The organism is Ligilactobacillus murinus (assembly GCF_003288115.1).
Classification (GTDB): domain Bacteria; phylum Bacillota; class Bacilli; order Lactobacillales; family Lactobacillaceae; genus Ligilactobacillus; species Ligilactobacillus murinus.
This window is the reverse complement of the sequence record NZ_CP023565.1, coordinates 120,001-144,353: the sequence shown is the minus strand read 5'-3', so window position 1 is coordinate 144,353 and position 24,353 is coordinate 120,001. Positions and strand designations below refer to the sequence as shown.

Below are 24,353 nucleotides of genomic sequence, written 5' to 3'. Positions count from 1 at the left end.
GAGCCAGTTTTACCTTAATATGTTTTAAACGCTACCATTCTGCTATAATATTAACCATGAACACTAGGTATTTTCTAAAAAACATGAGGTGGCTCAAATGTCAAAGCAAAAAAAATTCTATCTACTACTGCTCAGTACTTTTCTAGGCTTATTTTGCCTAAATTTAAGATCAAATGTAGTTGTAGCACGCTCTTCTTTTACCATGGGGATCTTGGAAAATGATAAGCCCTACAGCTATAAAAATGATCAAAATTGGCAAGGCTTTTCTATCGAATTAGCCCATCAATTAGAAGAGGTCACTGACACCAAGATAAACTTCAAAGCTTATTCGAGCCAAGAAAAAATGCGGACTGCTTTAAAAAAGGGGCAGATCGACTTCATCTTAGGTGATAAAGCTAATTTTTCTAAGAGTTATCAAAGTACCAAAGCTTTTCTCTACCCTAAAAATATTCTCTTTACCCGCCACGATTCTAAGACAAAAAAACTAGATAAAATGTTGCATAAAAAAGTTGGTCTGCTAAAAAGTGCCCAACAACAAGCTCTCCTAAAAGAACTTGGTTTAAAGCCCGTCGTTTTTGCTGATCCAACAAAACTGCTAGAAGCCCTGGAAAAAACGCAAATATCAGCTGGGATCCTAAGTGACTACAGCTACCATGCCCTCTTAAAAGCTGAGCCCACATTAGCTAAAGCCCCGACCACGGCTACCAAGGCTGAAGAAAATGCTGTTTTGCACCGCATCTCAGATCCTAACGTCTTAGCACTGTCTTTGAGTTTTATCACCCATAATCATCCCAAGATAAACGAAACTTTAACGGAAGGGATCAATGAGTTGCGCTCTACCGAAAAAATCGCTGAGCTTTCACAAAAATATTTCACCAAGGATCTGACCTTAAATTAAAAAGCGATCCACTGCCATAAATTTCATAGCAGTGGATCGTTTTATTTTTGTAACATCGAATATAAGACACCTTCACGCACGCCACTTTCTGAAAAAATAATTTCAGGGATCTGTAAGTATTCTAACAAAAAGGCAACTGGCGTCAGACCACCTATGATGATATCTGCTCTAGGGGCCTCGCTTCCCAAAACGGCTTTTCTTTGCATAACATCTTTACCGAGCCAATCTGTATATGTCTCTAAAAACATATACGTAGATAATTTCAACCCGTGGATCTGCTTAAATTCATCTTTACCCGACCGTAGTAACTCTTGGCGCGCAACGGTGCGATTGGCTCCGCCTAATAAAACTAGGGGCAACCCTTTTCCTTCCTTTAACCAAGGGAGCTGATGGTACTTATAATTTAAAAAGCGGCTAAAAGAAAAAAGGTCGCGAGCACTGATCTTATCAGCCGCATGAAATTTCTCAGTCAAACTGACAGCCCCATAAGGAATGCTGATATAATTCATGGCTTTTCGATCTTTAACTACAACTAATTCAAAACTCCCCCCACCCATGTCACAGATCACGCAATCTTTGACAGTCAAAGTATTGATCACCGCTAGATAATCATAATAGGCTTCTGAACTTCCTGAAAGCACTTCAACATCAATATTCGTAACTTCCTTGACTTGTTGTAAAAATTCGCTTTGGTTTTGCGCCTCACGCACAGCTGCTGTGGCGATCCCACGAACTGACACGTTAGGCAGGTCGCGATAAATTTTTTTAAATTTCAACAATGCACCTAAGGTCCGCTGAATAGCTTGCGGTTGCAAGATCTTTTGACCATCGCTTTGCCCCATCCCTTCAGCTAAACGCGTCATCTCCTTAGCTCGTTTGACCTCCTTGAAACTACCATCAGGCGCGATCTGTGTGATCGACATGCGCGTCGAATTAGAACCAAAATCAAGCATCACTAAATTTTTCAAATTCCACACCTCGACTTATTTAAGTACCTTTATCTTATCACATTTTTCTCAGAAATCATTAATATAAATATTTTTCTTACAAAAAAGACTGACACCAGCCAGTCTTTTTCATTAATCAAAATAATTTACCCCAATAGCAGCCCGCACTTCAGCTAAAGTTTGTTCTGCTACCGCATTTGCTTTTTGGCTACCCTCTTTTAGCATTGCATAAACACTAGGGATATCCTGAGCGAATTCTTCCCGGCGTTTTCTGATCGGTCCTAAGTTTGCTTCGAGTACTTCGTTTAAGTAACGCTTGATCTTCACATCCCCAAGACCACCAGCTTGGTAATGTTCTTTTAATTCAGCTACTTTTTGCTTGTCTGGATCAAAAATATCCAAATACGTAAAGACCATATTACCTTCGATCTGCCCAGGATCTTCAATATGGATGTGGTTAGGATCAGTGTACATCGACATTACTTTTTTGCGTAAAGTATCTGCATCATCAGCTAAATAGATCGCATTGCCTAAAGATTTACTCATCTTAGCGTTACCATCAAGCCCTGGTAAACGCCCAGATCCCTTAGGTGGAAAGACCCCTTGTGGTTCGACTAAAACTTCTTTGCCATAGATCGAGTTAAAACTACGTACGATCTCACGGGTTTGTTCCAACATTGGTTCTTGGTCATCACCTACTGGGACCAAATTAGCTTTAAACGCAGTAATATCAGCTGCTTGACTCACAGGATAAGTGAAAAAGCCAGCTGGGATCGAGCGTTCAAAGTTCTTTTGCGCGATCTCTGTTTTAACAGTCGGATTGCGTTCTAAACGTGAAACAGTAACTAAATTCAAATAATATAGGTTTAATTCTGCTAAAGCAGGGATCTGTGATTGCACAAAGATCGTTGATTTAGTAGGATCGATACCTACTGCCAAATAATCCAAGGCGACTTCGATCAATGAATTTTTGATCTTTTCTGGATCGCGAGCATTATCCGTCAATGCTTGTTGATCAGCGATCATGATAAAGGTGTCATATTTACCCGTATTTTGCATCTCAACTCGATTTTTTAGTGAACCGATATAATGTCCGATATGCAATTTACCTGTGGGACGATCCCCCGTCAAAATAATATCTTTTGCCATAATATTTTCCTTCCTTAACCTGAGCGTTTAAACAGGTCAGATACTAAAAAACGCCCTAATACCATAAAGATATTAGGACGAATTACCGTGGTGCCACCTAACTTGCAAAAATGCCGCTCATTTACTTATCTAGTTGTCTTCTCGCGGCATCCAATTCATAAAGTCGTGCATCGTCTCAGCTAATCGATGCCTCTCTGTTAGGTGACTCACTACTACTTACCGTTCAGCGAAGGTTACTTTCATTGTAGTTGATGTTTTCCAAACTGTAAAGTATCTTAGAAAGTAATTTTTTGACCATTTTCTTTGACTTCGTAGCTATAAGTCGCTAGATCGACCTTTAGTTCACTTACTGTTTGTCCATCAGCACTGGTACGCTTAATATTAAAGCTATTTTTAGCAGATGTTGTGATCTCAAACTTTCCATCTAATTCAAATGCTTTTGAACGATTGCGATAGGTAAATAATTTAAGTAAAGCTACCACGACGGGGCGTTTCACTTCGCGCGCGATTTCTTCATTACTGTAATAGTGACGATTGATATTACGCCCTTCTTTTGTTTTTTCTAATAATTCAATATCATTTTTTCCTGCTAAAAGCCCGACATAATAAACTTGAGGGATCCCTGGTGCAAAAGCTTGGATCAAGCGACTGATAAAGTATTTTTTATCATCATCACCTAAAGCTGAATAATAAGTCGTGTTGATCTGATAAATATCTAAATTATTGTATTCAGCTGTTGAATATTTACGTTTGACATTAGCCCCGATCTCATAAAGTTTATTAGTCGTAAGCTCGATCTCTTCATCTGTCAAAATATCTTTGACATCGACAACACCGATCCCATCGTGAGTATCAAGCGTCGTAAATTGCTTCATTGGACTATCGCTCAACCATTCAACTAGCCGAGTCGCATCTTGACTATAAAGCGTATATAACACGACCATTGGTAAAGCAAAATCATACGTAAAGTAGTTATGTTGCGTCAATTTCCGTTGGATCGTATAGTGTTCATGGATCTCTGGTAAGATCACCGCACCTTTTTTAGCTACGATCGCTTGAACTTCATCTAATAATTCCCAGATCTCAGGCTCGACAAAGAAATCATTTGTGTCAAGTTTTTTTATAGCATAGGCAAATGCATCTAAACGAATGATCGTTGCCCCATGTTTTATCAATTGATAAAGTGTTTGCTTGATAAATTCTTTTGTTACTTTTGCTTTAACGTCTAGATCGATCTGCTCTTCTCCAAAAGTATTCCACAAGTATTCACTACTACCATCAGCAAAGGTTATCTTTTGTTTAGGCGCACGGTCTTTTCGCTTATAGATCAGATCAACATCTTCTTTAGTCGGACGTCCTTTAGGCCAAAATTTATCCCAGCTCAAGAATAAGTCACGATACGGACTTTCATCTTTATTGGCTTGAAGATCTTTATAGTATTTTGACTGCCGTGAGATATGATTGATCATAAAATCAAACATCAGATAATATTTTTCACCTAACGCTTCAACATCGTCCCAAGCCCCAAAAGCGGGATCGACTTTTGTATAATCGACTGGAGCAAAACCACGATCACCTGTTGAAGGAAAAAATGGCAGTAAATGTATGCCCCCAACGGCATCTTTGAAGTGAGTCGCTAAATTTTTTTGCAGATCGGCCAAATTTTCGCCTAAACTATCTGCATATGTGATCAGCATCATTTTATTTTCTAATTTCATCTACATTACTCCATTCTATTTAACAGCACCGTTACTCATACCGGCAATAATATTTTTTTGGAAGATCAAATAGACGATCGTGATCGTAATGATCCCGATCACATACGAAGCAAAACTTGGTCCGTAATCGTTGAAATATTGACCAGTATAGTTGTATTGGAATAGTGGCAAAGTCCATAATTTACTATCTTTATTCAAGATCAATAACGGTAACATGAAATCATTCCAAAACCACAAAGCATTAATGATCAAAGTTGTAGCATGCATCGGTTTTAACATCGGAAAGATGATCTTAAAATATGTGGTAAACTTGTTAGCACCATCGATCTGGGCCGCTTCATCTAGTCCCTCTGGAATACTCATTTTGATGTAACCGACATATAAGAACAATGTTTGTGGGATCACATAAGTAAGGTATAGCAATACTAACCCCCAAATATTAGCCCAACCGAGCTTACTCATCATTACCGTGATCGGGATCATGATAACTTGAAATGGAACAAAGATCCCTAAGATCAATAACAGATACATAATGCTATAAGCTTTCTTTTTAGACATATTTCGTGCGATCGAATAAGCAGCCATCGGAACAAAGATCATGACTACCACGATGGATAAGATCGTTACGATCGTTGAATTTAAGAAATAATCCCCGATCCCATCACTAAAGAGACGTTTGTAGTTGTCTAGCGTCCAAGGATCAGGCCAAGCAAAGAAATTATCCATGATCTGCTTAGTCGTCTTAAATGAACTCAAAACTGTATAAAGTAGTGGCAATAAGATCAAGATCCCACCACTTACTAAAAGAAGATAGCTCCAAAAATTACGGTTATTTTTTTCTCCCATGATCTCTCCTCCTTACTTATCGATTTCATATTTACTTGAGATCTTGATCTGGATAAAGGAGACGATCGCGATCAAGATAAACAAAACGAGCGCGATCGCATTGGCATATCCGTATTGATTATTATTAAAGGCATAGTTATAGACCAATAATCCTAAAGAAGTCGTGGCATCACTTGGACCACCACTTGTCATCGCAAAAATCTGATCAAAGGCGGTCAGACCTGCTTTGAGCGCCATAATAAAGACGATCGAGATACTTGGTAATAGGTAAGGCAATTCGATCTTCCAAAAGATCTGGTGCCGATTTGCGCCATCAACTTTAGCAGCTTCTCTGATCTCTTCTGGAATACTTTGTAAGCCCGCTAAAAAGATGATCACTGGCATTGCGATCCCTTGCCATAAGAGGACAAAGATCACTGCAAAAACAGCTCCACCTGGTGTCCCCAATAAGCTCGTCTCTAAGAATTCAAGGCCTAACAGTCTACCAAGTGTTGGGAGTCCGTAGTTGAACAACTGTTTAAAGACTAACGCGACTGTCAGACCTGATAAGACCGCTGGGAAAAAGAACCACGCTCTAAAAAATGTTTTCCCCTTGATCTTTGAATTCAAAGCTTTAGCTAACACGATCCCTAAGCAGATCTCACCTACGATCAAGCAGACCGTCAGGATCAAAGTAAATCCGATCGCTTTTAAAAATTTTTGATCTCCCAATAAGATCTCATAGTTTTTTAAACCGACAAAATTAAAGTTATAAGTCAACCCTGTCCAGTCCGTCAAACTGTAAAATGCACCTTGAAGCATTGGAAAATAAAAGAAGATCAGCTGTAAGCAAAGTGGTACGAATAAAAAGATCCAGCCCCAATTTTTCTCAATAAATTTTCGTTGTTTCATCGCTATCCCTCTCGATCATTAGAAACTTTCATTGGATTAAAGAACGTATTCAATGAATCCACCATCTCTTGTTTGTCACCGTTCATCAAATAATTAGTCGTCAAGTTGAAGAAATCATTTTCACTCGTCCAATCTTGCGCTAGCCAGATCATTTGGTGTTTAGTGAAGGCCAACTTGGATAAACCATACAACGGTGAATTTGGGCCGGCTTCTTTGACACCCTTGACAGCTACGGGACTTCCATCAACATCATAATATTTTTGCATTGCTTTTTTAGTCGTCATATAAGCTACAAATTTTTGGGCTGCCGCTTTATTTTTTGAATTTGCTGAGATCGAAAGAGCTAGATCCCCTGATCCAACTGTCAATTCTTGCCCAGGCTCATCACCTGGAAAAGCAAACGTTCCGATTTCAAAAGCTGGTTTTTGTTGCTGGATCATCGCTAACGCCCAGGAACCATTGGGCATGATCAAACTCTTTTGTGAGGCAAACGAAACAACTGCATCGTTATAGCTTGCCCCACGCCAATTCTTTTGCGCAGCATCTTTCATCCGTAAAAGATCTAAGCGTTCAAAATCCTCCTTGAGATACTTATTATCGACTTTTAAAGCGTTAGGCTTTGAATAGCGTAAAAGTTCATTTGCTTGTTTACCTCCACCAGTCACCGTCGCTAACGCTAACTGGTGATAACCGTTCAACGTCCACGGTTCTGTACCTGCGATCGCAAAAGGTGTTTGCCCCTTTGCGATCAATTCTTTGACTAAGCTCTCAAACTCAGCCCAAGTCTTTGGCTCACTGACACCTAATTGCTTAAAAGCTGTCTTATTGTAAAAAAAGCCATAAACATTAGTAGATAATGGAACGTTATACACTTTACCGTTTACTTTAAAGCGTTTTTCAAAATCATTTTTGATGTTTTTCAAATAGCCTTGATCTGAAAGATCTTCAAAATAACCCGCCTTAGCCCATTCTTGAAAATCGATATTTTGTGGATAAATATTGACCACATCAGGCATATCACCTGCTAAAACACGTGTCTTCAAAACAGTCCCTGCATTCGGAACATCGGTCAACTTCACATGGATATCTGGGTTTTCTTTTTCAAAATCACTGATGATCTCTTTTAAGGTCGGCGACATCTCTTTTTTCTGGTTAAAATATTCGATCGTGACCTTATCGCTTGTTTTGGCTGCCTGCTCATTATTGCCACAGCTCGCTAAACTAACGCTTAATCCCAAAATACCTACAACACTTAATAATCCTTTAAATAAGCGCATTTGCTCTCTTCCTTTCATCGATAAAAATTGTAAACGTTTTCTATAGTGCTATTATAGAAATTTTTTTAGTAAAAAAGAATGGTAAAACTGTGTTATAATATGTCATAATTATCACAAAACATTTTGACATATGATGGAGGAAAAAACGTATGTATTCGGAATATAGTACTGTAAACAGTGAACATTTTGACTTTAAAATTTTGTTTTTTGGTCGTGAACAGACAAAAGCAAACTACGCATTTTCTGGAAACAACACTCGTGACCAATATGTTTTACATCTCGTCTTGAAAGGCTCAGGCGTCTTTACCAGTGCTGGCAAGAAATTCACTAAATTAAAAGCAGGCGATCTCTTTTTATTACCTAGATCAGTTCCTTGTTTTTATCAAGCAGATGCTACCGACCCGTGGGAATATCTTTGGATCGGTTTTTCGAGTACCAATTTTGAAAATATTTTAGTCAATAGTAAACTTTATCCTGATTTTTACTTAAAAAATATTGAAAATAGTAAATTCAGTCAGGAATTGTTAGCATTTTATGATAGGCTCCACCAAATGCCGACACTCCCAGAACAATTACAGCTTCAAAGTGACTTCCTAGCCCTTCTTTCCACTTTCTTAAAAGAATACCCAGCCAATAAAGCGGTCAGTCAAAGTACCGCTTCACGTACCTTTTTCCAAGCAAAAGAGTTCTTGGAAAAGACATATACCACCGGGATCAATATTTCCGCTATCTGTGCTCAGTTACATCTTTCACGTAGCCATCTGTACACCTTGTTCAAACGCTATTTAAGCCAAACACCCCAACAATATTTAACAGACCTACGCATCACACACGCCAAAAAACTGCTGATAGAATCGACCGATCCGATCGATTCTATCAGCAGTCAAGTAGGTTATAAAGATGCTTTTACATTTTCTAAAGCATTCAAACGAAAGACCGCTTATAGCCCGCTAGCATACCGCAAGAGCTATCATAAGTGATCTGTTATTTCAAAAGCTAAGGCCTCATACGGGCGTAACTCTAACTGTGCCAGATCACGTGGACTATTATCGTAATTAGCGATAAATGGTGTTTGGATCTGATATTTAGGTAACGCTACTTTTTGAACGTTTTTAGAGAAATTAGCGATGACTAAAACACTTTGACCTTCATAGCTACGCACATAGGCAAAAACTTCTGCTTTAGTTTCTAACAAAGAATAATCACCAATACTGATCACCTCGTGGCTTTTACGATAAGCGATCAATTTTTGATAAGTATAAAAGATCGAATCCTTATCTGCCAAAGCAGCCTTGACATTTATCGTCTGATAGTTAGGTGCTACCGCCAACCACGGCTTAGCAGACGAAAAACCAGCATTCTTGGTCGCATCCCATTGCATTGGTGTGCGTGCATTATCGCGTCCTTTATGTGAGATCATTTGTAAGAGTTCTTCATTTGAGTACCCTTTAGCTTTGTATTCTTGATACATATTTTTAGACTCGATATCATCAATTTGTGCGATATCGGTAAATTTCAGATTCGTCATCCCGATCTCTTCACCTTGGTAAATATACGGAGTTCCTCTTAATAAGTGCAATACGATCGCTAACATCTTTGCACTTTGAACGCGATAGATCCCGTCATCTCCAAAAGCAGAAACCGCTCGTGGAAGATCGTGGTTGTTCCAAAATAGACTGTTCCATCCAACATCAGCTAACTCAACTTGCCATTTAGTGATAACTTCCTTTAATTTAACAACAGAAAGCGGTCTGGTAAACCACTTGGGTCTATTGGGAAATTGATCTAGTTGAACATGTTCAAATTGAAAGACCATACTCAATTCTTTTTGCTTAGGATCAGAATATAACTTAGCAATATCTGGGGTCGCACCCCAAGTTTCCCCGACAGTTACCAATTTAGTCTCTGCCAAAACATTTTGGTGCATCTCTTTTAGATATTCATGTAGCTTAGGTCCATTACTTGTGATATTTTTTTCTGGAACTTTACCGATCAGATCGATCACATCCATCCGAAAGCCACCGATCCCCTTAGCGACCCAAAAATTCATCATTTCATAGACTTCTTTTCTAACCACCGGATTTTCCCAGTTCAGATCGGGTTGCTTGCGGCTGAATTGATGAAAATAATATTGCCCACTTTGTTCATCATATTCCCAAGCCGAACCACCAAAAACACTTTTTAGTTCAGTTGGTTCTTTACCGGCTTTAGGATCACGCCAAATATAATAATCACGATATTTGCTCTTGGGATCATTTTTTGCTTCGATAAACCATTGATGCTCATCTGAAGTATGATTGACGACTAGATCCATCACGATCTTTATCCCACGTTGCTTAGCTTGCTTGATCAAGGCTTCCATCTCAGCCATCGTCCCAAATTCTTGCATGATCTGACGATAATCACTGATATCATAGCCATTATCATCATTAGGTGAACGATAGACTGGACATAACCAAAGCGCGGTCACACCTAACTTTTCTAAATAATCCAATTTGGAAATGATCCCGGCTAGATCACCGATCCCATCACCGTTTGTATCTTTGAAACTACGCGGATAGATCTGGTAGATCACCGCACTTTGCCACCATTTTCCCATAATTTCGCCTTCTCATCGATTCAAATTGATCTTGGTCGTTGGATCAAAGAAATGTGCTTTATTGAGATCAAAGCCCATTATCATCTTTGTTCCTGGCTTGACATAATCACGCGCATCAACTTTAGAGACAAATTCAGTCTCCCCTAGTTTGCTGTAAAGTTGGGACTCGGCACCTAATAGCTCTGAAACTGTCACAGTCGCTTCGACCTTAGCGTTCGGGAATGTTTCCAAGAAAGCATTTTCGGTGTGAATATCTTCTGGTCTGATACCCATGATCACTTTCTTATTATCAAATCCCTTATCTTTTAATAATTTTAACCGTCCGACAGGAACTTCGATCTCAAAGTTCTTAGCGTCATCATAAACTTTGCCATCTTTAACGGTCACATTAAAGAAATTCATCGCTGGTGCTCCGATAAAACTACCGACAAAGACATTAGCTGGATCATCATAAACTTCTTGTGGTGAACCGACTTGTTGGATCTTACCATCTTTCATGATCACGATCCGATCAGCCATCGTCATCGCTTCTGTTTGATCGTGGGTCACATAGATCGTCGTCGTTCCCAATTCTTGATGAAGTTTAGCGATCTGAGCTCGCATGGAGACCCGCAACTTAGCGTCTAAGTTAGATAGGGGTTCGTCCATCAAAAAGATCGGGGCATCCCGCACGATCGCCCGTCCCAAAGCGACCCGTTGGCGTTGTCCCCCAGATAAAGCAGCCGGTTTACGTTGTAGATATTCTGTTAACCCTAAAATATCAGCTGCATGTGATACACGTTTTTTTATCTCTTCTTTGGAATATTTACGCAATTTAAGCCCAAAAGCCATGTTATCATAGACTGTCATGTGGGGATAAAGTGCGTAATTTTGGAAGACCATCGCAATATCACGATCTTTTGGTGCAACATCATTAACAACACGGTCATCGATCTTAAATTCGCCCTCAGAAATATCTTCTAACCCCGCGATCATCCGTAAAGTCGTCGATTTTCCACAACCTGAAGGGCCAACAAACACGATGAATTCCTTATCTTTGATGTGTAGATCAAAATCTGTTACCGAATAGTCTTCTGCGTTATCGTACTTCTTATAAATGTGATCTAAATCCAATTTGACCATTTTTTTCACCTATCCATTTCTTATTGATGACTCTATTATATTTGGCAGCGTTTTCTCAAACTAGCAAAATGTGCCCAGATCCACGTTCTATCTTTTGTGCACATTGACCAAAAAATTCATAAAGTCAAAAGATAGCAAAACAGCAAGTCATCCATCTGCTTTACATCCAGGCCACTTTCTGCTGCAAAACGATTCAATTTATACTGCAACGAATTGCGATGTAGATATAACTTCTTGGCCGCAAGGGTTGTATTGCCCTGAGCCTGGTATAGAGCTTGAATGATCTTTTTTAACTGTGGCTCTTTAAAAAAAAGTTCTTGATAACTTTTAAGAAGATAACTTTGCTTACGACTTTGATGCGTAAAATAGTCTAATGCACCTTTAGCAGCTGTCATGACCGTTGTATTTTTGTCAGCAGTTTTTTTAAATATTGCTTGTTCTTCAGCAAATAACTGGGCTAGATCAAACTCAGCTGGCCAAGGATCGCCGATAAAAAACTTAGTCTTAGTGTTTAATTCGGCATCCAAGCTCTGGGCGATCCCTAAAAAATCCGCACTTTCATAAGAAGTGGCACTGCCTTGTTCAACTAAGACAAATTCATCATCTTTTAGCTGAAAACAGGCTAAGATCTCCGTCGTAAACATCTCTTGCAAAGCTTTTTTCCATGTCGTCAACGAGAATTCTGAATTTTTGAATTCGACCTTTCCCAAAATAAAGCGGACTTTTCCTTTAATAACAGGCCTTTTTCCCCGACCACATAAAAAAGCTTGCCAAGGATCGTAGTGTTTGACTGGTTTTCCTAGTATGACCTGCAACAATTCTAATTCTCTCGCAGTTAGTTCTGCTTTAGTTAAATTCAAATACCCTTTTTCGCACATAAAACTTACACTTTCTGGCGTAAGCTCTGGCTGCTCGCTTATTTTTGCGGTGGAGTATAGCTGTAAAATATCATCTAACTTTGTCACCTTTTCTCACCTCATGGTTTAAATATATCAATTTTTCACTTTAAACAAAACTAATAGCTACCAGTAGTTTTTCATCTGTATTATAATGTAATTAAAAATCAAGCGAAAAGAGGTGATCCTATAGTGCGCGATGTCGATAAACATCTAAAACAAGAATATGAAGATTGGGAAAAAGTCCAAGCTAAAGAATTAACTAAATTAAATGCTGCTATGCGTCATCTTTGTCTTAACGTTGGTGCGTATTTTTTGATCTCGATCATCGAGTGGATCTTAGCCTCGATCAGTCATTCACAAACTTTACGGGCTGATGCTTTCAACAATTTATCCGGGATCATTTCGACCTCGTTACTAATGATCGGGATCCATATTGCCCGCGATATTGATGACGACGATATCGCGGGTGTCGTTCCTTTACCTAAACTTTCTTTACACAAAACAGGTAACGATCAGCGCATCCAATTCACACGTTTTCGTTATGAAACGATCTTTACTTTAGTGACTGGGATCGTCATGATCGCGATCTCTTTGAGCGTTATCATCCAAGGGATCACGGGCTTATTTTCGCCTGCCAAACGCGTCGTTCCACAACCGATCGCCTTAATTGGGGCTGGGATCGCTAGTGTGATCATGTTATTAGTCTGGTATAACAATAAAAAATGGGGCCATAAATTGCAAAATGCGTCATTGATCGCTTCAGCGCAAGATAGTTTGAGCGATGCTTTGACCAGTTTAGGTACCTTGATCTCGATCGCAGGCGCGCTATTATTTCAGATCAGTTGGCTCGATGGGGCAACAAGTATCTTAGTGGGCTGCTTTATCCTTTATTCTGGGGCGCGGATCTTTATGGAAAGTAGCTTGAATCTAGCTGACTATTTCGATCCTAAAGCAGAAAATGCTTTTCGAGAAGCGATCAACAACATCAAGGGGGTCGCTGAAGTTGATGAACTAAAAGCACATTATAATGGGAATTTAGTCACTGTTGATGTTGTGATCATCGTCAATGCAAATATGAATGTTTTAGAAAGTTATCATTTAGCCGAATATATCGAAGACATGATGCGCTATAAATTCGGGGTGATCGATACCGATGTGTCATTTATCCCTGACACCAATACGATCAATGCTAAGACGACTAAAAATCTTCCCCCTAGAAAGCGACGTCCGCGTTGAACTTTAAACTAATTAAGAAAGGTGATCTTTATTATGCAAACAGAAACAGCAATTTTTGCCGGTGGGTGCTTTTGGTGTATGGTAAAACCATTTGATACTTATCCTGGCATCCAAAAAGTTATTTCCGGTTATACGGGCGGACATACTGTTGATCCGACCTATGAAGAAGTCAAGACCCAAACAACTGGGCATACCGAAGCCGTTTTGATCGAATTTGATCCTAGCGTAGTTTCATATGAACAATTAGTTGAGATCTACTGGAACCAAACTGATCCAACTGATGCTCTGGGACAGTTCCAAGACCGCGGTGATAGCTACCGCCCCGTTATCTTCGTCAAAGACGCCAAACAACGTAAGATCGCTGAGAGATCACGGACAGCTTTGGCAAACAGTGGGCGCTTTGACAAACCGATCGTGACCCAGATCGAAGATGCTCAACCTTTTTATCCTGCTGAAGAATATCATCAAGATTTTTACAAAAAAGATCCTGCTCGCTTTGAGTTAGAAGAAGCTGGTGGGCGCCAAGCTTTTATCGAAAAATATTGGAAATAGCTAGATCCGAGTTTACCTATTGGGTGGACTCGGATCTTTTCATTAAATTTTTTTATCTTTTTCACTAAAAAATCACTTACGAAATACTTGTTTACTTTGCTATGATAATCACTGTTTTCGCTTTATAAGAGAAAGGATCGATCAATTGGAAACAACAAGTAAACAAGCACGTGCCCCCGTAAAACGTCCTATGCTAGCTATACTCGGCGTTTTAGTCGGAGCTTTTGTGGGGACGTTTTCAGAAACTTCTTTGAATATCGCTTTACCCCAACTCATTTATGCCTTAAATATTTCAACCGCTAGTGCTCAATGGCTCGTCACCGGATATATGTTAGTGATCGGGATCGTTTTACCCTTTTCGAGTTTATTGACTAAATGGTTTTCTACCCGTCAATTAGTGATCTTTGGGTTGAGTGATTTTAGTATTGGGGCCAGTTTAGTCATGATCGATTTTGCGATCATTCTCTCAGCAATGTATCTTTTGCCTCAATACATTCAAAATGGGCTCTTGATCTCAGTTGCTTTGACTGGGATCATCATGTTACCGGGTGGGATCGTAAATGCTATCGTTTCCGCGATCGCCGGCCGCCTTTACGATAAAAATGGCGCCAAGACTCCCGTACAGATCGGTTTTACGTTAGCCTTGATCGGTGCTGTAATGTTAGCTTTCACCAGTACGACCTGTTATGTTATCTTAGCACACGTCATTTTGATGATCGGTTGTCCTTTGGCAATGTCACCGGCACAAACCCATGTCTTAAATGCCTTAAACGGTACCCAAGCAGCTGATGGAAGTACGATCATGAATACTTTACAACAGATCGTGGGGGCAGTTGCCACTGCTTTAGCCACCTTACTTTTAACTTTTGGTGAAAGTATCGACCCAGGTGCTAAAGCCGCTACCGCCTTTACGACTGGGGTCCATTATGGGATCTACTTCACTATTGCACTAATTATTTTAGGTTTATTTCGCTTGGTTTGCGTAAAAAAAGATAACCACCAAAAGTGGCGCTCCCAATATTTTTAAGGAAGCGCCATTTTAGTTTTATCTTAAAATATCGATCAAATTTTTATTAGCTGCTTGGCGTGCCGGTAAGATTCCAAAAATGACCCCAACTGCAGTCGAGACACCAAACGCCAATAAGAATGAATTGAAAGTCACCACAGCTGTGATGTTGCCCGGTATAAATTTTGCGATCGCATTCGCAAAGAGCCAACCAAAGCCAAAGCCGATCAAGCCACCACTAACAGTCAGCATGATCGCTTCAAGTAAAAACTGCAACAAGATATTACTTGGAGTGGCTCCGATCGCTAATCTGATCCCGATCTCTTGTGTACGTTCAGAAACTGAGATATACATCATATTCATGACCCCGATCCCAGCGATAAATAAAGAGATCCCGGCGATCGCACTGATGAATAGGGTCAAGGTATCCATCACCTTCGAAAGTTGTTCTAACATACTTCCTAGATCAAAGAAACTATATTCACCTTGATCTTTAGCGGTCGCATTCTTTTTCAAATAATCAACGACTTTATTAGTTACTTTAGAAGCATTTTCCCCTTTAGCGATCGTCAATTTCAAACTATTGCCTTGCGTCTTACTTGTTCCATTAGCAAAGTAAACCTCTTTAGGCACGATCACGTCACCTGCAGTTGGCTCGGTCGCCTCGGCTAGCTGGTTTTGGCGATAGATCCCAGCAACGATATAATTGGTGTTATTGATAAAGACCGGTGTGCCGATCGCACTTTCAATATCCTTATATTCACGTTTAGCTAACGCCTTAGTGATCAACACTTGCGGTTTAGCTTGTAAAAAGGTCTGTTGCGTAAAGTTCTTGCCTTCTACGATCAAGGAATCAGCGATCGGTTTAGTCGTTACGCCCAATGTGACTCTCGTATCAGTGGCATTACCAAATTGAGCATAGCTTTGGATGCCAGTCGTTTTAGTATCGATCTGAGCTTTTTGGACTTTGCCCGAGAAGTTTTGTTCGATTGCTAAAATATCATTTGGCTTAAATCCGACCGCATTTGGGTCAGTCGACATAAACTCGATCGTTGTTGTCTGTTCCCCACTACCAGTCGTCTTAAAGCTATCGATCATCTGCTTTTTGACCCCATTTCCCAGAGCGATGATCGTGATCACAGCCGCGATCCCGATAATGATCCCGATCATTGTCAAGAAACTACGCTTGGGGTTGACTTTTAACGATTGCCACGCTGTCTTTAATAATTCAATGAACTTCATTAGCATCCCCCTTTGGCTTATGGTCTACATCTTCTGTCAAACGTCCGTCTAAAATGTGTACCAAGCGATCAGCCTGAGCCCCCACATTCGGATCATGGGTCACAATGATGATCGTTGTCTCGTTATCGTGGTTTAGTTGTTTGAATAAAGCCATGATCTCCTTAGATGTTTCACTATCCAAAGCACCAGTCGGTTCATCTGCGATCAAAAATTTGGGCTTTGTCACGATCGCCCGGGCGATCGACACTCGCTGTTGTTGGCCCCCTGAAAGATTTTTAGGCAATTGATCCTCATAGCCCGCTAAACCTACTGCTTTTAAAACCTCACGGACACGCTCTTTGATATAGGCTCGTTTTTGTCCAGCATACAATAAAGGAAGCCCGACATTTTCTGCGATCGAAATATTTTGGATCAATTTGAAATTTTGAAAGACAAATCCCACATTTTGATTTCGCAAACTAGAAAATTGAGCCCGTGTATATTCATGGATCGGATGTTCATAGTAGAAATAAGTACCTTCGAATTGATCATCCAAAAATCCAATAATATTGATCAAAGTCGATTTTCCCGAACCTGATTGGCCCATGATCGCCAAAAATTCACCTTGCGCGATCGTTAAATTGATATCGTGGAGCACATGATAGCTATTTGTACCTTGAACATATGACTTATTGATATTTTTTAGCTCAATCATTGGTCTCAACTGTTTTTCCATCTTTTAACCCCTTATCTGGATCGACAATGACCCGCTGGCCTTTACTTAGTCCACTCTTAACGATAAAACTTCCATTAGATGTCGTTCCTGTAACTGCGATCCGCTTAGCTTTTTTATTTTCCACCACATAGACGTGACCATCTTTGACACTGGTCTTAGGAATTTGCACTCCTGTCTGGGTGATCATTACATTTAGTGTCTGACCTGCCATAAATTTCGTACTGTCTAATGGAGCGGTCAACTCATATTTGGAATCGTTAGCCTTACTATTTTGCGCAGGTGTATTGGCTAAGTAGCCTAATTGGGTCGTTTGTTCATGTTTAGTTGCTAGAGCCGTTACTTTGAGTTCTTGGCCGACTTTGACCTTAGGATAATCATATTCTGAAAGTTGGGTGCTCAACTGGAGCTCATCTGAAGATAGCATCACACTTGGTTGCCCAGTCTTATCGTATTCAACGATCACTGTCCCAGCAAACGGTGCATTAACAGTACCATTAACGCGTCCATTGAGGGTATTTAATTTATTTTGCGCATCCGTCACTTCCCCGCGAGCATCTTCAAGTTGGTTACGCGCAGTCGTCACTTGATTTTGCATTTCAGTATAACCTTCATCGTCACGACTCAGTTGAGCTAACTGTCTTTGTGCTTGTTCAACTGCTTGTTGTTGCTGACCGACTTGACGGTTTGCTTTAGCCAAAGCTTGACGGGCTTCTGTTGCTTGTTCTTCATAAGATTCGCTAAAAGTCGTCATCACCGCTTGTCCTTGTTCCACATGGTCACCGTTTTGAACGGTCACACTTTGCGCTTTACCTGACGTTGGTACTAAGACTTGACTTCTAACAGCTTCAACTTTCCCCGAATAAGTCAATGGCGCTGCTTGGCTGACCTTGACCGTTGTATATTTCTTATTCTCAGTGGTAGGCTCACTTTTTTTCAATGCGCCGTAAACCAAATTCCCCACCATCACTAAGACGACTGCTCCCAATAGGATCTGCCACCATTTGAATCTTTTTTGCTTCATAAAAACTCTCCTTAACTATTTTTTACAAGTATACCTAATAGCCCCAAATCTCACAAACAGTTTCATTGTAAACAATTTCAAACTTGTTAAAACGTATTTTAGCATAAGTGGTCATTTTTGTCAGATATCTGCATTAGATCCATGGTATAATAATCTGACTGCTTCTAAATTTTAGTAATTGCTGAATTTAGAAGCTTTTTGCACGTTTCATACAGAAAGGATGATTTGCTTGGATAATGCAAAAAAAGCTGAACAAGCTCATGTTGATCAAGTAAAAGAAGTGATCACCCGCCAACTTGCGCTAAACGAACACGAGTATCAAAAAGCTCAACTTGAAACTTCACTGGTCGAAAAAAATTATGGTCAAAATGCTAAGATCAATACTTTCGAAGTCGATGATCAAATGGAGACCAATGCCGAAGTTCAGCAACAAAAGCAACTGGTTGCTAAAAACTTAGAAAACGAAAAGATCTTAGCCAAACAAGTCAAGACACTTAAGCAACTCAAGAACTCGCCTTACTTTGGGCGGATCGATATCCTTGATCCAGGTGAAACAACTCCTGAAACACTTTACATTGGGACAGCTTCTCTTGTAGATGAACACCAAAACTTTTTGATCTATGACTGGCGGGCTCCGATCTCCTCAATTTATTACAACGGTACTTTGGGAAAAGTTACTTATGAAACACCGATGGGCGAATTGGAGACGACTTTACAAAAGAAACGCCAATTTACGATCGTTGAAGGTCAGATCAAAAATATGTTTGATACTAACGAAACTGTTGGCGATGAAATACTACAACAGGTCTTAGGTGAACATAACGATGAATATATGAAAAATATCGTGGCCACGATCCAAAAAGAACAAAACGATATCATTCGTGATACCAAACATGAATTATTATTAGTTCAAGGTGTGGCTGGCTCTGGTAAAACTTCTGCTATCTTACAACGGATCGCCTTTTTACTCTATCATAGTCGAGATAAACTCTCAGCCGATCAGATCGTCTTATTTTCGCCTAACTTGCTCTTTAGCCACTATATCTCTGAAGTTTTGCCAAGTTTAGGCGAGCGCAATATGCGTCAAGTAACACTAGCCGAATTTTTAGCGCAACGTTTCCAAGGTCTAAAAGTCGAGACACTCTTTGATTGTTATGAAAAACAGCGTACCCTTACAGCTGACCAAAGAAAGATCCGGGCTAAAAAAGAAGCGGCTAGTTTCATGGAAAGGATCCAAAACTATCTTGATCACTTAGCTCCAGCAAAACTATGCTTTAGTGACATCACTTTGGATGGTGGGCAAGTGTTCTTTTCAAAAGCAGAGATCACTGAGATCTATCAAGGACTCCCCTTGAAGATGAAACCCGCACAACGTTTCCATGAGACCAAAAATATCTTGATCAAGCGTCTCAACCGGCGGCTAAAACAAGAAGCCAAAGCCAACTGGGTCTTAGAAAAAATCGATAATTTAGATGATCGTCAATACTACGACTTATTGGGTACTAAGACCCGGGGCCGTTTCCAAGCCGTTGATGATGAGATCAAGCATTTAGCGCGCAAGATCGTTGAACAAAAATTTGCGATCGTCTATGATGCGCTTTATAACGACTATTTCTTAGACATTTATGCACAGTATCAGCACTTTCTAGCCCAAACTCTCCCTGAAAGTGTCACTGAATTCAGTGAACGCCTAGAATTTCATAAGATCGCTCTAGAAGACTGCGCGCCACTGCTTTACTTACGCGATCTTTTGACAGGGAGTGGGCAAAATCAAGGGATCGCACATCTTTTTGTCGATGAGATGCAAGACTATACTTTACCACAACTGATCTATCTTAAGCACTGCTTTCCTCAAGCCAAATTGACTCTACTAGGTGATAGTGAACAAGCGCTCTTTAATCCGCTCCAAACACCCCAAGCTTTGCTAGCTTCACTTGAAAAAAATCTCAAACCGCGCTCTAGTCACGTTGTTTCACTAAATACGAGTTATCGTTCGACTGCACAGATCACCGACTTTATGAAGGCTTTATTACCCGATGGCGCTACGATCAACTCATTTACTCGTGATGGCAAGTTGCCCCAGATCATCGCTTCACCCGATCAAGCTAACGGGCTAATAGCCTTGAAAAAAGCCTTACATCAACAGCTCACGACAAATGATACTGTGGCTTTGATCACTAAAGACCTTGCACAAGCTAAACAGCTTTACCAACAGCTTCATCGTGAATTTTTACCAACTTTGATCGGTGATCAAGATCGGGCTCTACCAAAAGGCGTTGTTATCTTGCCGATCTACCTCGCTAAGGGCCTTGAATTTGATGCCGTCATCGCTTACGATATCTCAAAAGAAACCTTCCCTCTGTCTGAGCTTGGGGTCTTATATACGATCTGTTCACGTGCAATGCATGAACTGACCTTGATAACGATCGGCGAATCTTCACCGCTTTTACGGCAGCTTTCACCTAAGCTATATACACTTAAAACTGAATTAGTGCTTAAGTAGCAAAAATTTTTTAATTTTATTCCTTTTTTGCTTGCACAAAATTGCTCAATCATATATACTGATTTATGTATTGAGCAATGCCATTTTAGCTCAGCAGGTAGAGCACCACCATGGTAAGGTGGGGGTCACCGGTTCAAGTCCGGTAAGTGGCTTATATGGATAAAATAATGATAAATTATGAATATAGAGCGTTGATATAACAACAAAGTTAAAATTACAAATAACTATTAAAAATAAAGTTGTTGTCTCTCTGTTGTCCCCAAACTTTATAAGTTGAACTAATTCACTCTCTATTTTTATTAGAGGGTGAATTTTTTTATAACAAAAAACAACCCCAACCAGCGAACCGATCGGGGTACGTTCATCTAGTGACGGTCTTTCAACCAGTCATAGATGATATCTGAAATTAGATTGACAAGGATCGCCAATACTAAGTCAAATAGTAAGGACACGAGTATCACCTCGCAATCGGTACTTGAGTTAGAAGTAATCAGCTTCTATGGACCGTCTTTGATTATACTAGAATATTGACATAATTAGAACAATACTCTATCATGTAACTGTAAGGACACGAGTTAATCTCGTATTGGGTCTAATCAGCCCAGCCAGTTTTACCTTCTGACATATTTGTCAGAGGGTAATTTTTTTGCACTAAAAAAGAGGCTATGACATAAGTCTCCAAAAAACGGTCGTAAATGGACTTTAAAAATTGTTCATTTACGACCGCTTTTGTATACTATAAATAAAAAAGGACACCAGAAACCACCTGATGCCCTATAGTCTCCCCCCTCAAAAAAGAAAGGAGATCGGTAATTATAACATAAATCAACTCAGTTTGAACATGGCGACCTTCTATGAACATGAAAAAAATCATCAAGCACACTACATACACCATTTAGTCGAATCTATTGATTTTGATGACTCTTATACCTTTGGGCGTCCTTTCGAATATGAACCTCGGGTCTTACTCAAGTTAGTTCTTTTGGCATATAGTTATGGTATTTTTTCTTGTCGAAAGATCGAACGTTTTGCTCGGGAAAACGTTGTTGGCGTGTGGTTGACTCAGGAAGCTCAACCTACTTATCGTACTATTGCTCGCTTTGTTGTCTCTGATACTATTGAGATGATGCTAAAAAATGGGCTCATTGATGAGGCTGTGTTTATTGAGACTTATATCACAGCCTCGTCTTTTTTTAATAATTTTCCTTTTTTAACTCCATAATTGGTGCTTGCTTGTTGCTAGCATCTGTTATATTCAAGTTATCAAACATATAGGAGTGATCACGATGGAAAATGATTTAGAATTGACCAACTTATTATTTCAACTAAAAACTTTTGCCGACAGCTTAGCCCTGCAACTATTGGTCAAAAAATACCAACCCATGATCTTAAGCTTGATCGGTCATTTTCACTTACAACTTTTAGATACCGATGACCTATTACAAGAGGCTCGGATCATTTGTTATCAAACAGCGTGTTCCTTTGATCCAACTAAAGCCAACATTACTTTTGGTGCTTACTTCAAGCTCAGTCTCTGCAACCATTTTCGTTCGCTCTTACGCCGTGAAAATGCCCAGAAACGTTTACTTGAAAAGCAAGTCATTTCACTTGAAGAGCTACTCTATGAAAAAGGTGACATTTTGCCGATGACTCTTGGTGATTTTGAATTAAGGATCGAACTTGAATTACTTTTGCAAAAATTACCGACCTTACTCACACCTTTGGAATACCGAGTTTTTTGTGCTTATCTTCATTATCAAAAAGCTTCTCTTGTCGCCCAAAAACTCGAGTTAAGTCAATCCCAGATCAATAATGCCATGCAACGCTACCACCATAAACTAGCTCGCTGGTATCAAAAAAATGGTTAGCACTCTACTTTAGATAGAATACTAACCACCTATATTATTTAATTTTTAATAACAAATGATATATCCCGGGAAGAAATTCATCCCGTGGTGTTTACCATAATAGTCTTTTTTAGGCACTTTTGATTTATGGCAATGCTTTGGATAATTCAATGGTGGACAATAACGATTGATCAAGGTCACTTTATTTTCACCTGTGTTTACTTGGTGGGTGAGATACCCTTTGACCTGTGTGACTTCCTACAACTTGATATTTGATAGCTTTACCGGCTCTATACTTTTTACTGTGTAATGATATTACTTCATTACACAGCCTTTTTGATTTATCATAAAATAAAGAGTATCCTGGTATACACAAAAAGAGCCATAATGGCATCTTTCTCTTGTGTATCCTACCACGAAAACTCAACTAGAAAGTATGGTGTCCATTATGACCTCTTTAAATTATACTACAAATATTATTGATTCAACAGTTAAATCTTGCCTTAATTATCATGACCCGCATCTTATCTTTGATGACGAACCTTATAAAGATACTCTTAGAGGAACTAAATATCTCCTTTTCCCTGCTACTATTTACTTCTTGTCTCAGGAATTAGCTGATTTTAGATGTCATAATTGTGGTTTTACCTCTTTCTATCGTAATGGGTTCACTCCTATGCATCTTATAAAAGTTCCTTCTGTCAATTCAACATATCAAACAGCTATTGCTGCTCGTTCTGTCAGGATCCGTTGTCGTAACTGTAACTCTACTCAAAAAGCTTTTCCCTAATGCTAAGATCATCATCGATAGATTTCACATCGTTCAAATGCTCAATCGCGCCGTAAATTCAATGCGTACTGATCTGATGAATCGGTTTGACCATAATTCTAAAAATTATAAGCTGTTTAAACGTAATTGGAAGCTCTTTTTAAAACGATATGATGATCTAAACTGTACTTATCAGTTTTATGAAAGATCTCAACGTGAATGGGTGACTGTGGAACAGTTAGTCGATCAAGGACTTCAATTAGCTGATCAAGACTTCAGCAAAGCATATTGGGACTATCAACGGCTCTTAGAGGTTATTGATGACCCAACACCTTCTAAAACAAAAATATTCAAGCAGTGCCTTACTGAAGTAAATCAAAAATACCCTGGCTCCCGTTCTAAAGCATCTAAGGCTGACAAAGCACTTCTAACACTTTATGATAATTTGATTCCCGTCATTACAGCTTTAGAACCCCAATATTGTCACTATACTAATGGGCCTTTAGAGGGGATAAATCATAAAATAAAACAGATCCAAAGAACAGCCTATGGTTATCGTAATTTTGAACATCTCAAAGCTCGTATCTATCTCCAAACATATCTTGGTAAAGATACAAGAAGCTCTGTGAAAACAGCCTAAGCTATTCTCACAGAGCTTCTCTAAAAATATTTACTCTTTACACAGTGGTTGACAAAGAGCCAAAAAAGCCGTGGCCAGTTAATAACTGACCACGACTTTGAACGCGTAGCAACTTCCTACCCTCGCAAGGGGCGATCCCCTAACTACTATCGGCGTTATAAAGCTTAACTTCTGTGTTCGAAATGGGAACAGGTGTGACCTTTATGCGATCATCACTACACTAAGCGGAAGACGGGATTCGAACCCGCGACCCCCACCATGGCAAGGTGGTGTTCTACCACTGAACTACTTCCGCAAAACGCGTGGCAACTTCCTATCCTCGCAAGGGGCGATCCCCTAACTACTATCGGCGTTACAAAGCTTAACTTCTGTGTTCGGAATGGGAACAGGTGTAGCCTTTGTGCTATCGCCACCACACTTTTTTGTGAGAACCTTGTTCTCTCAAAACTAGACAATATCTTTATTTCCGAAAACGC

General features: G+C 39.7%; 21 protein-coding genes, 2 tRNA genes, 2 rRNA genes and 1 pseudogene. 10 read left to right on the top strand and 16 right to left on the bottom strand.

Translation table 11 applies throughout. From position 1 onward, the window contains the following. Nucleotides 1-97 precede the first annotated feature (97 nt). The gene (locus CPS94_RS00685) at nt 98-898 is read left to right on the top strand and encodes a substrate-binding periplasmic protein (protein ID WP_112195801.1); all 801 of its coding nucleotides are present in this window, start codon (nt 98-100) and stop codon (nt 896-898) included. 41 nt (nt 899-939) lie between these two features. Here the strand turns inward: CPS94_RS00685 and CPS94_RS00680 are convergent, their stop codons facing one another. From CPS94_RS00680 to CPS94_RS00655, 6 genes are all read right to left on the bottom strand, one after another. Continuing rightward, the gene (locus CPS94_RS00680; protein WP_112195803.1) at nt 940-1,866 is read right to left on the bottom strand and encodes a Ppx/GppA phosphatase family protein; all 927 of its coding nucleotides are present in this window, start codon (nt 1,864-1,866) and stop codon (nt 940-942) included. Nucleotides 1,867-1,977: 111 nt separating this feature from the next. Beyond that, nucleotides 1,978-2,994 carry a tryptophan--tRNA ligase gene (trpS, locus tag CPS94_RS00675; RefSeq protein WP_112195805.1) on the bottom strand — a complete coding sequence of 339 codons (1,017 nt, stop codon included), beginning with the start codon at nt 2,992-2,994 and terminating at the stop codon, nt 1,978-1,980. Between the two features lie 275 nt (nt 2,995-3,269). Then, a complete protein-coding gene (gene gtfA / locus CPS94_RS00670) occupies nt 3,270-4,691 on the bottom strand; it encodes a sucrose phosphorylase (RefSeq protein ID WP_407936378.1) in 1,422 nt (473 codons plus the stop codon). A 36-nt stretch (nt 4,692-4,727) separates the two neighbouring features. Further along, nucleotides 4,728-5,558, bottom strand: coding sequence for a carbohydrate ABC transporter permease (locus tag CPS94_RS00665; protein ID WP_112195809.1), 831 nt, complete (start codon nt 5,556-5,558; stop codon nt 4,728-4,730). 12 nt (nt 5,559-5,570) lie between these two features. Then, complete coding sequence (locus CPS94_RS00660; protein ID WP_112195811.1) at nt 5,571-6,449, bottom strand: carbohydrate ABC transporter permease; 879 nt, start codon at nt 6,447-6,449, stop codon at nt 5,571-5,573. A 2-nt stretch (nt 6,450-6,451) separates the two neighbouring features. Then, nucleotides 6,452-7,726, bottom strand: coding sequence for an extracellular solute-binding protein (locus CPS94_RS00655; protein WP_112195814.1), 1,275 nt, complete (start codon nt 7,724-7,726; stop codon nt 6,452-6,454). Nucleotides 7,727-7,875: 149 nt separating this feature from the next. Here CPS94_RS00655 and CPS94_RS00650 point away from each other — a divergent pair, with 149 nt between their 5' ends. Then, nucleotides 7,876-8,706: an AraC family transcriptional regulator gene (locus tag CPS94_RS00650; RefSeq protein ID WP_112286311.1), complete on the top strand. Its 831-nt coding sequence runs from the start codon at nt 7,876-7,878 to the stop codon at nt 8,704-8,706. On the opposite strand, the gene CPS94_RS00645 is transcribed toward CPS94_RS00650, so the two are convergent. From CPS94_RS00645 to CPS94_RS00635, 3 genes are all read right to left on the bottom strand, one after another. Further along, nucleotides 8,697-10,325, bottom strand: coding sequence for a glycoside hydrolase family 13 protein (locus tag CPS94_RS00645; protein ID WP_112195818.1), 1,629 nt, complete (start codon nt 10,323-10,325; stop codon nt 8,697-8,699). The genes CPS94_RS00650 and CPS94_RS00645 overlap by 10 nt on opposite strands. Before the next feature lie 12 nt (nt 10,326-10,337). Continuing rightward, nucleotides 10,338-11,447, bottom strand: coding sequence for an ABC transporter ATP-binding protein (locus tag CPS94_RS00640; RefSeq protein WP_112195820.1), 1,110 nt, complete (start codon nt 11,445-11,447; stop codon nt 10,338-10,340). Between the two features lie 116 nt (nt 11,448-11,563). Next, complete coding sequence (locus CPS94_RS00635) at nt 11,564-12,412, bottom strand: helix-turn-helix domain-containing protein (RefSeq protein ID WP_112195822.1); 849 nt, start codon at nt 12,410-12,412, stop codon at nt 11,564-11,566. Between the two features lie 123 nt (nt 12,413-12,535). On the opposite strand from CPS94_RS00635, the gene CPS94_RS00630 reads away from it, so the two are divergent. From CPS94_RS00630 to CPS94_RS00620, 3 genes are all read left to right on the top strand, one after another. Further along, the gene (locus tag CPS94_RS00630) at nt 12,536-13,582 is read left to right on the top strand and encodes a cation diffusion facilitator family transporter (RefSeq protein WP_112195824.1); all 1,047 of its coding nucleotides are present in this window, start codon (nt 12,536-12,538) and stop codon (nt 13,580-13,582) included. 33 nt (nt 13,583-13,615) lie between these two features. Next, a complete protein-coding gene (msrA, locus tag CPS94_RS00625; protein WP_112195826.1) occupies nt 13,616-14,134 on the top strand; it encodes a peptide-methionine (S)-S-oxide reductase MsrA in 519 nt (172 codons plus the stop codon). Nucleotides 14,135-14,324: 190 nt separating this feature from the next. Beyond that, complete coding sequence (locus CPS94_RS00620) at nt 14,325-15,161, top strand: MFS transporter (RefSeq protein ID WP_112195983.1); 837 nt, start codon at nt 14,325-14,327, stop codon at nt 15,159-15,161. Between the two features lie 18 nt (nt 15,162-15,179). On the opposite strand, the gene CPS94_RS00615 is transcribed toward CPS94_RS00620, so the two are convergent. The 3 genes from CPS94_RS00615 to CPS94_RS00605 are packed head-to-tail and all read right to left on the bottom strand — an operon-like array spanning nt 15,180 to nt 18,118. Beyond that, the gene (locus CPS94_RS00615) at nt 15,180-16,382 is read right to left on the bottom strand and encodes an ABC transporter permease (protein WP_112195828.1); all 1,203 of its coding nucleotides are present in this window, start codon (nt 16,380-16,382) and stop codon (nt 15,180-15,182) included. Beyond that, nucleotides 16,369-17,076 (bottom strand): ABC transporter ATP-binding protein, encoded by a 708-nt coding sequence (locus tag CPS94_RS00610; protein WP_051056434.1) that lies wholly within the window; start codon nt 17,074-17,076, stop codon nt 16,369-16,371. Before CPS94_RS00610 ends, CPS94_RS00615 begins: the two co-directional genes overlap by 14 nt. Further along, nucleotides 17,069-18,118 carry an efflux RND transporter periplasmic adaptor subunit gene (locus CPS94_RS00605; RefSeq protein WP_112195830.1) on the bottom strand — a complete coding sequence of 350 codons (1,050 nt, stop codon included), beginning with the start codon at nt 18,116-18,118 and terminating at the stop codon, nt 17,069-17,071. The genes CPS94_RS00610 and CPS94_RS00605 overlap by 8 nt, the downstream gene beginning before the upstream one ends. A 229-nt stretch (nt 18,119-18,347) precedes the next feature. On the opposite strand from CPS94_RS00605, the gene helD reads away from it, so the two are divergent. The 4 genes and pseudogenes from helD (at nt 18,348) to CPS94_RS00585 (ending at nt 22,489) form a co-directional block, all read left to right on the top strand. Further along, the gene (gene helD / locus CPS94_RS00600) at nt 18,348-20,621 is read left to right on the top strand and encodes an RNA polymerase recycling motor HelD (RefSeq protein WP_112195832.1); all 2,274 of its coding nucleotides are present in this window, start codon (nt 18,348-18,350) and stop codon (nt 20,619-20,621) included. 79 nt (nt 20,622-20,700) lie between these two features. Beyond that, nucleotides 20,701-20,773, top strand: a tRNA-Thr gene (locus CPS94_RS00595). A 617-nt stretch (nt 20,774-21,390) separates the two neighbouring features. Then, nucleotides 21,391-21,834, top strand: a pseudogene (locus tag CPS94_RS00590) (transposase); the annotation flags it as partial. 73 nt (nt 21,835-21,907) lie between these two features. Continuing rightward, nucleotides 21,908-22,489, top strand: a complete 582-nt coding sequence (locus tag CPS94_RS00585; protein ID WP_004048861.1) for a sigma-70 family RNA polymerase sigma factor — start codon at nt 21,908-21,910, stop codon at nt 22,487-22,489. Nucleotides 22,490-22,534: 45 nt separating this feature from the next. On the opposite strand, the gene CPS94_RS11690 is transcribed toward CPS94_RS00585, so the two are convergent. Then, entirely contained in the window at nt 22,535-22,669 is a 135-nt protein-coding gene (locus tag CPS94_RS11690; protein ID WP_263851770.1) for a hypothetical protein, read from the bottom strand. A 524-nt stretch (nt 22,670-23,193) separates the two neighbouring features. Here CPS94_RS11690 and CPS94_RS00580 point away from each other — a divergent pair. Next, nucleotides 23,194-23,877: a transposase gene (locus CPS94_RS00580; RefSeq protein WP_162626386.1), complete on the top strand. Its 684-nt coding sequence runs from the start codon at nt 23,194-23,196 to the stop codon at nt 23,875-23,877. Nucleotides 23,878-23,980: 103 nt separating this feature from the next. On the opposite strand, the gene rrf (CPS94_RS00575) is transcribed toward CPS94_RS00580, so the two are convergent. From rrf (CPS94_RS00575) to rrf (CPS94_RS00565), 3 genes are all read right to left on the bottom strand, one after another. After that, nucleotides 23,981-24,097: ribosomal RNA gene (gene rrf / locus CPS94_RS00575) — 5S ribosomal RNA — on the bottom strand. A gap of 3 nt (nt 24,098-24,100) precedes the next feature. Then, nucleotides 24,101-24,172: transfer RNA gene (locus tag CPS94_RS00570), tRNA-Gly, on the bottom strand. A gap of 5 nt (nt 24,173-24,177) precedes the next feature. After that, nucleotides 24,178-24,294, bottom strand: a 5S ribosomal RNA gene (rrf, locus tag CPS94_RS00565). Nucleotides 24,295-24,353: the final 59 nt, after the last annotated feature.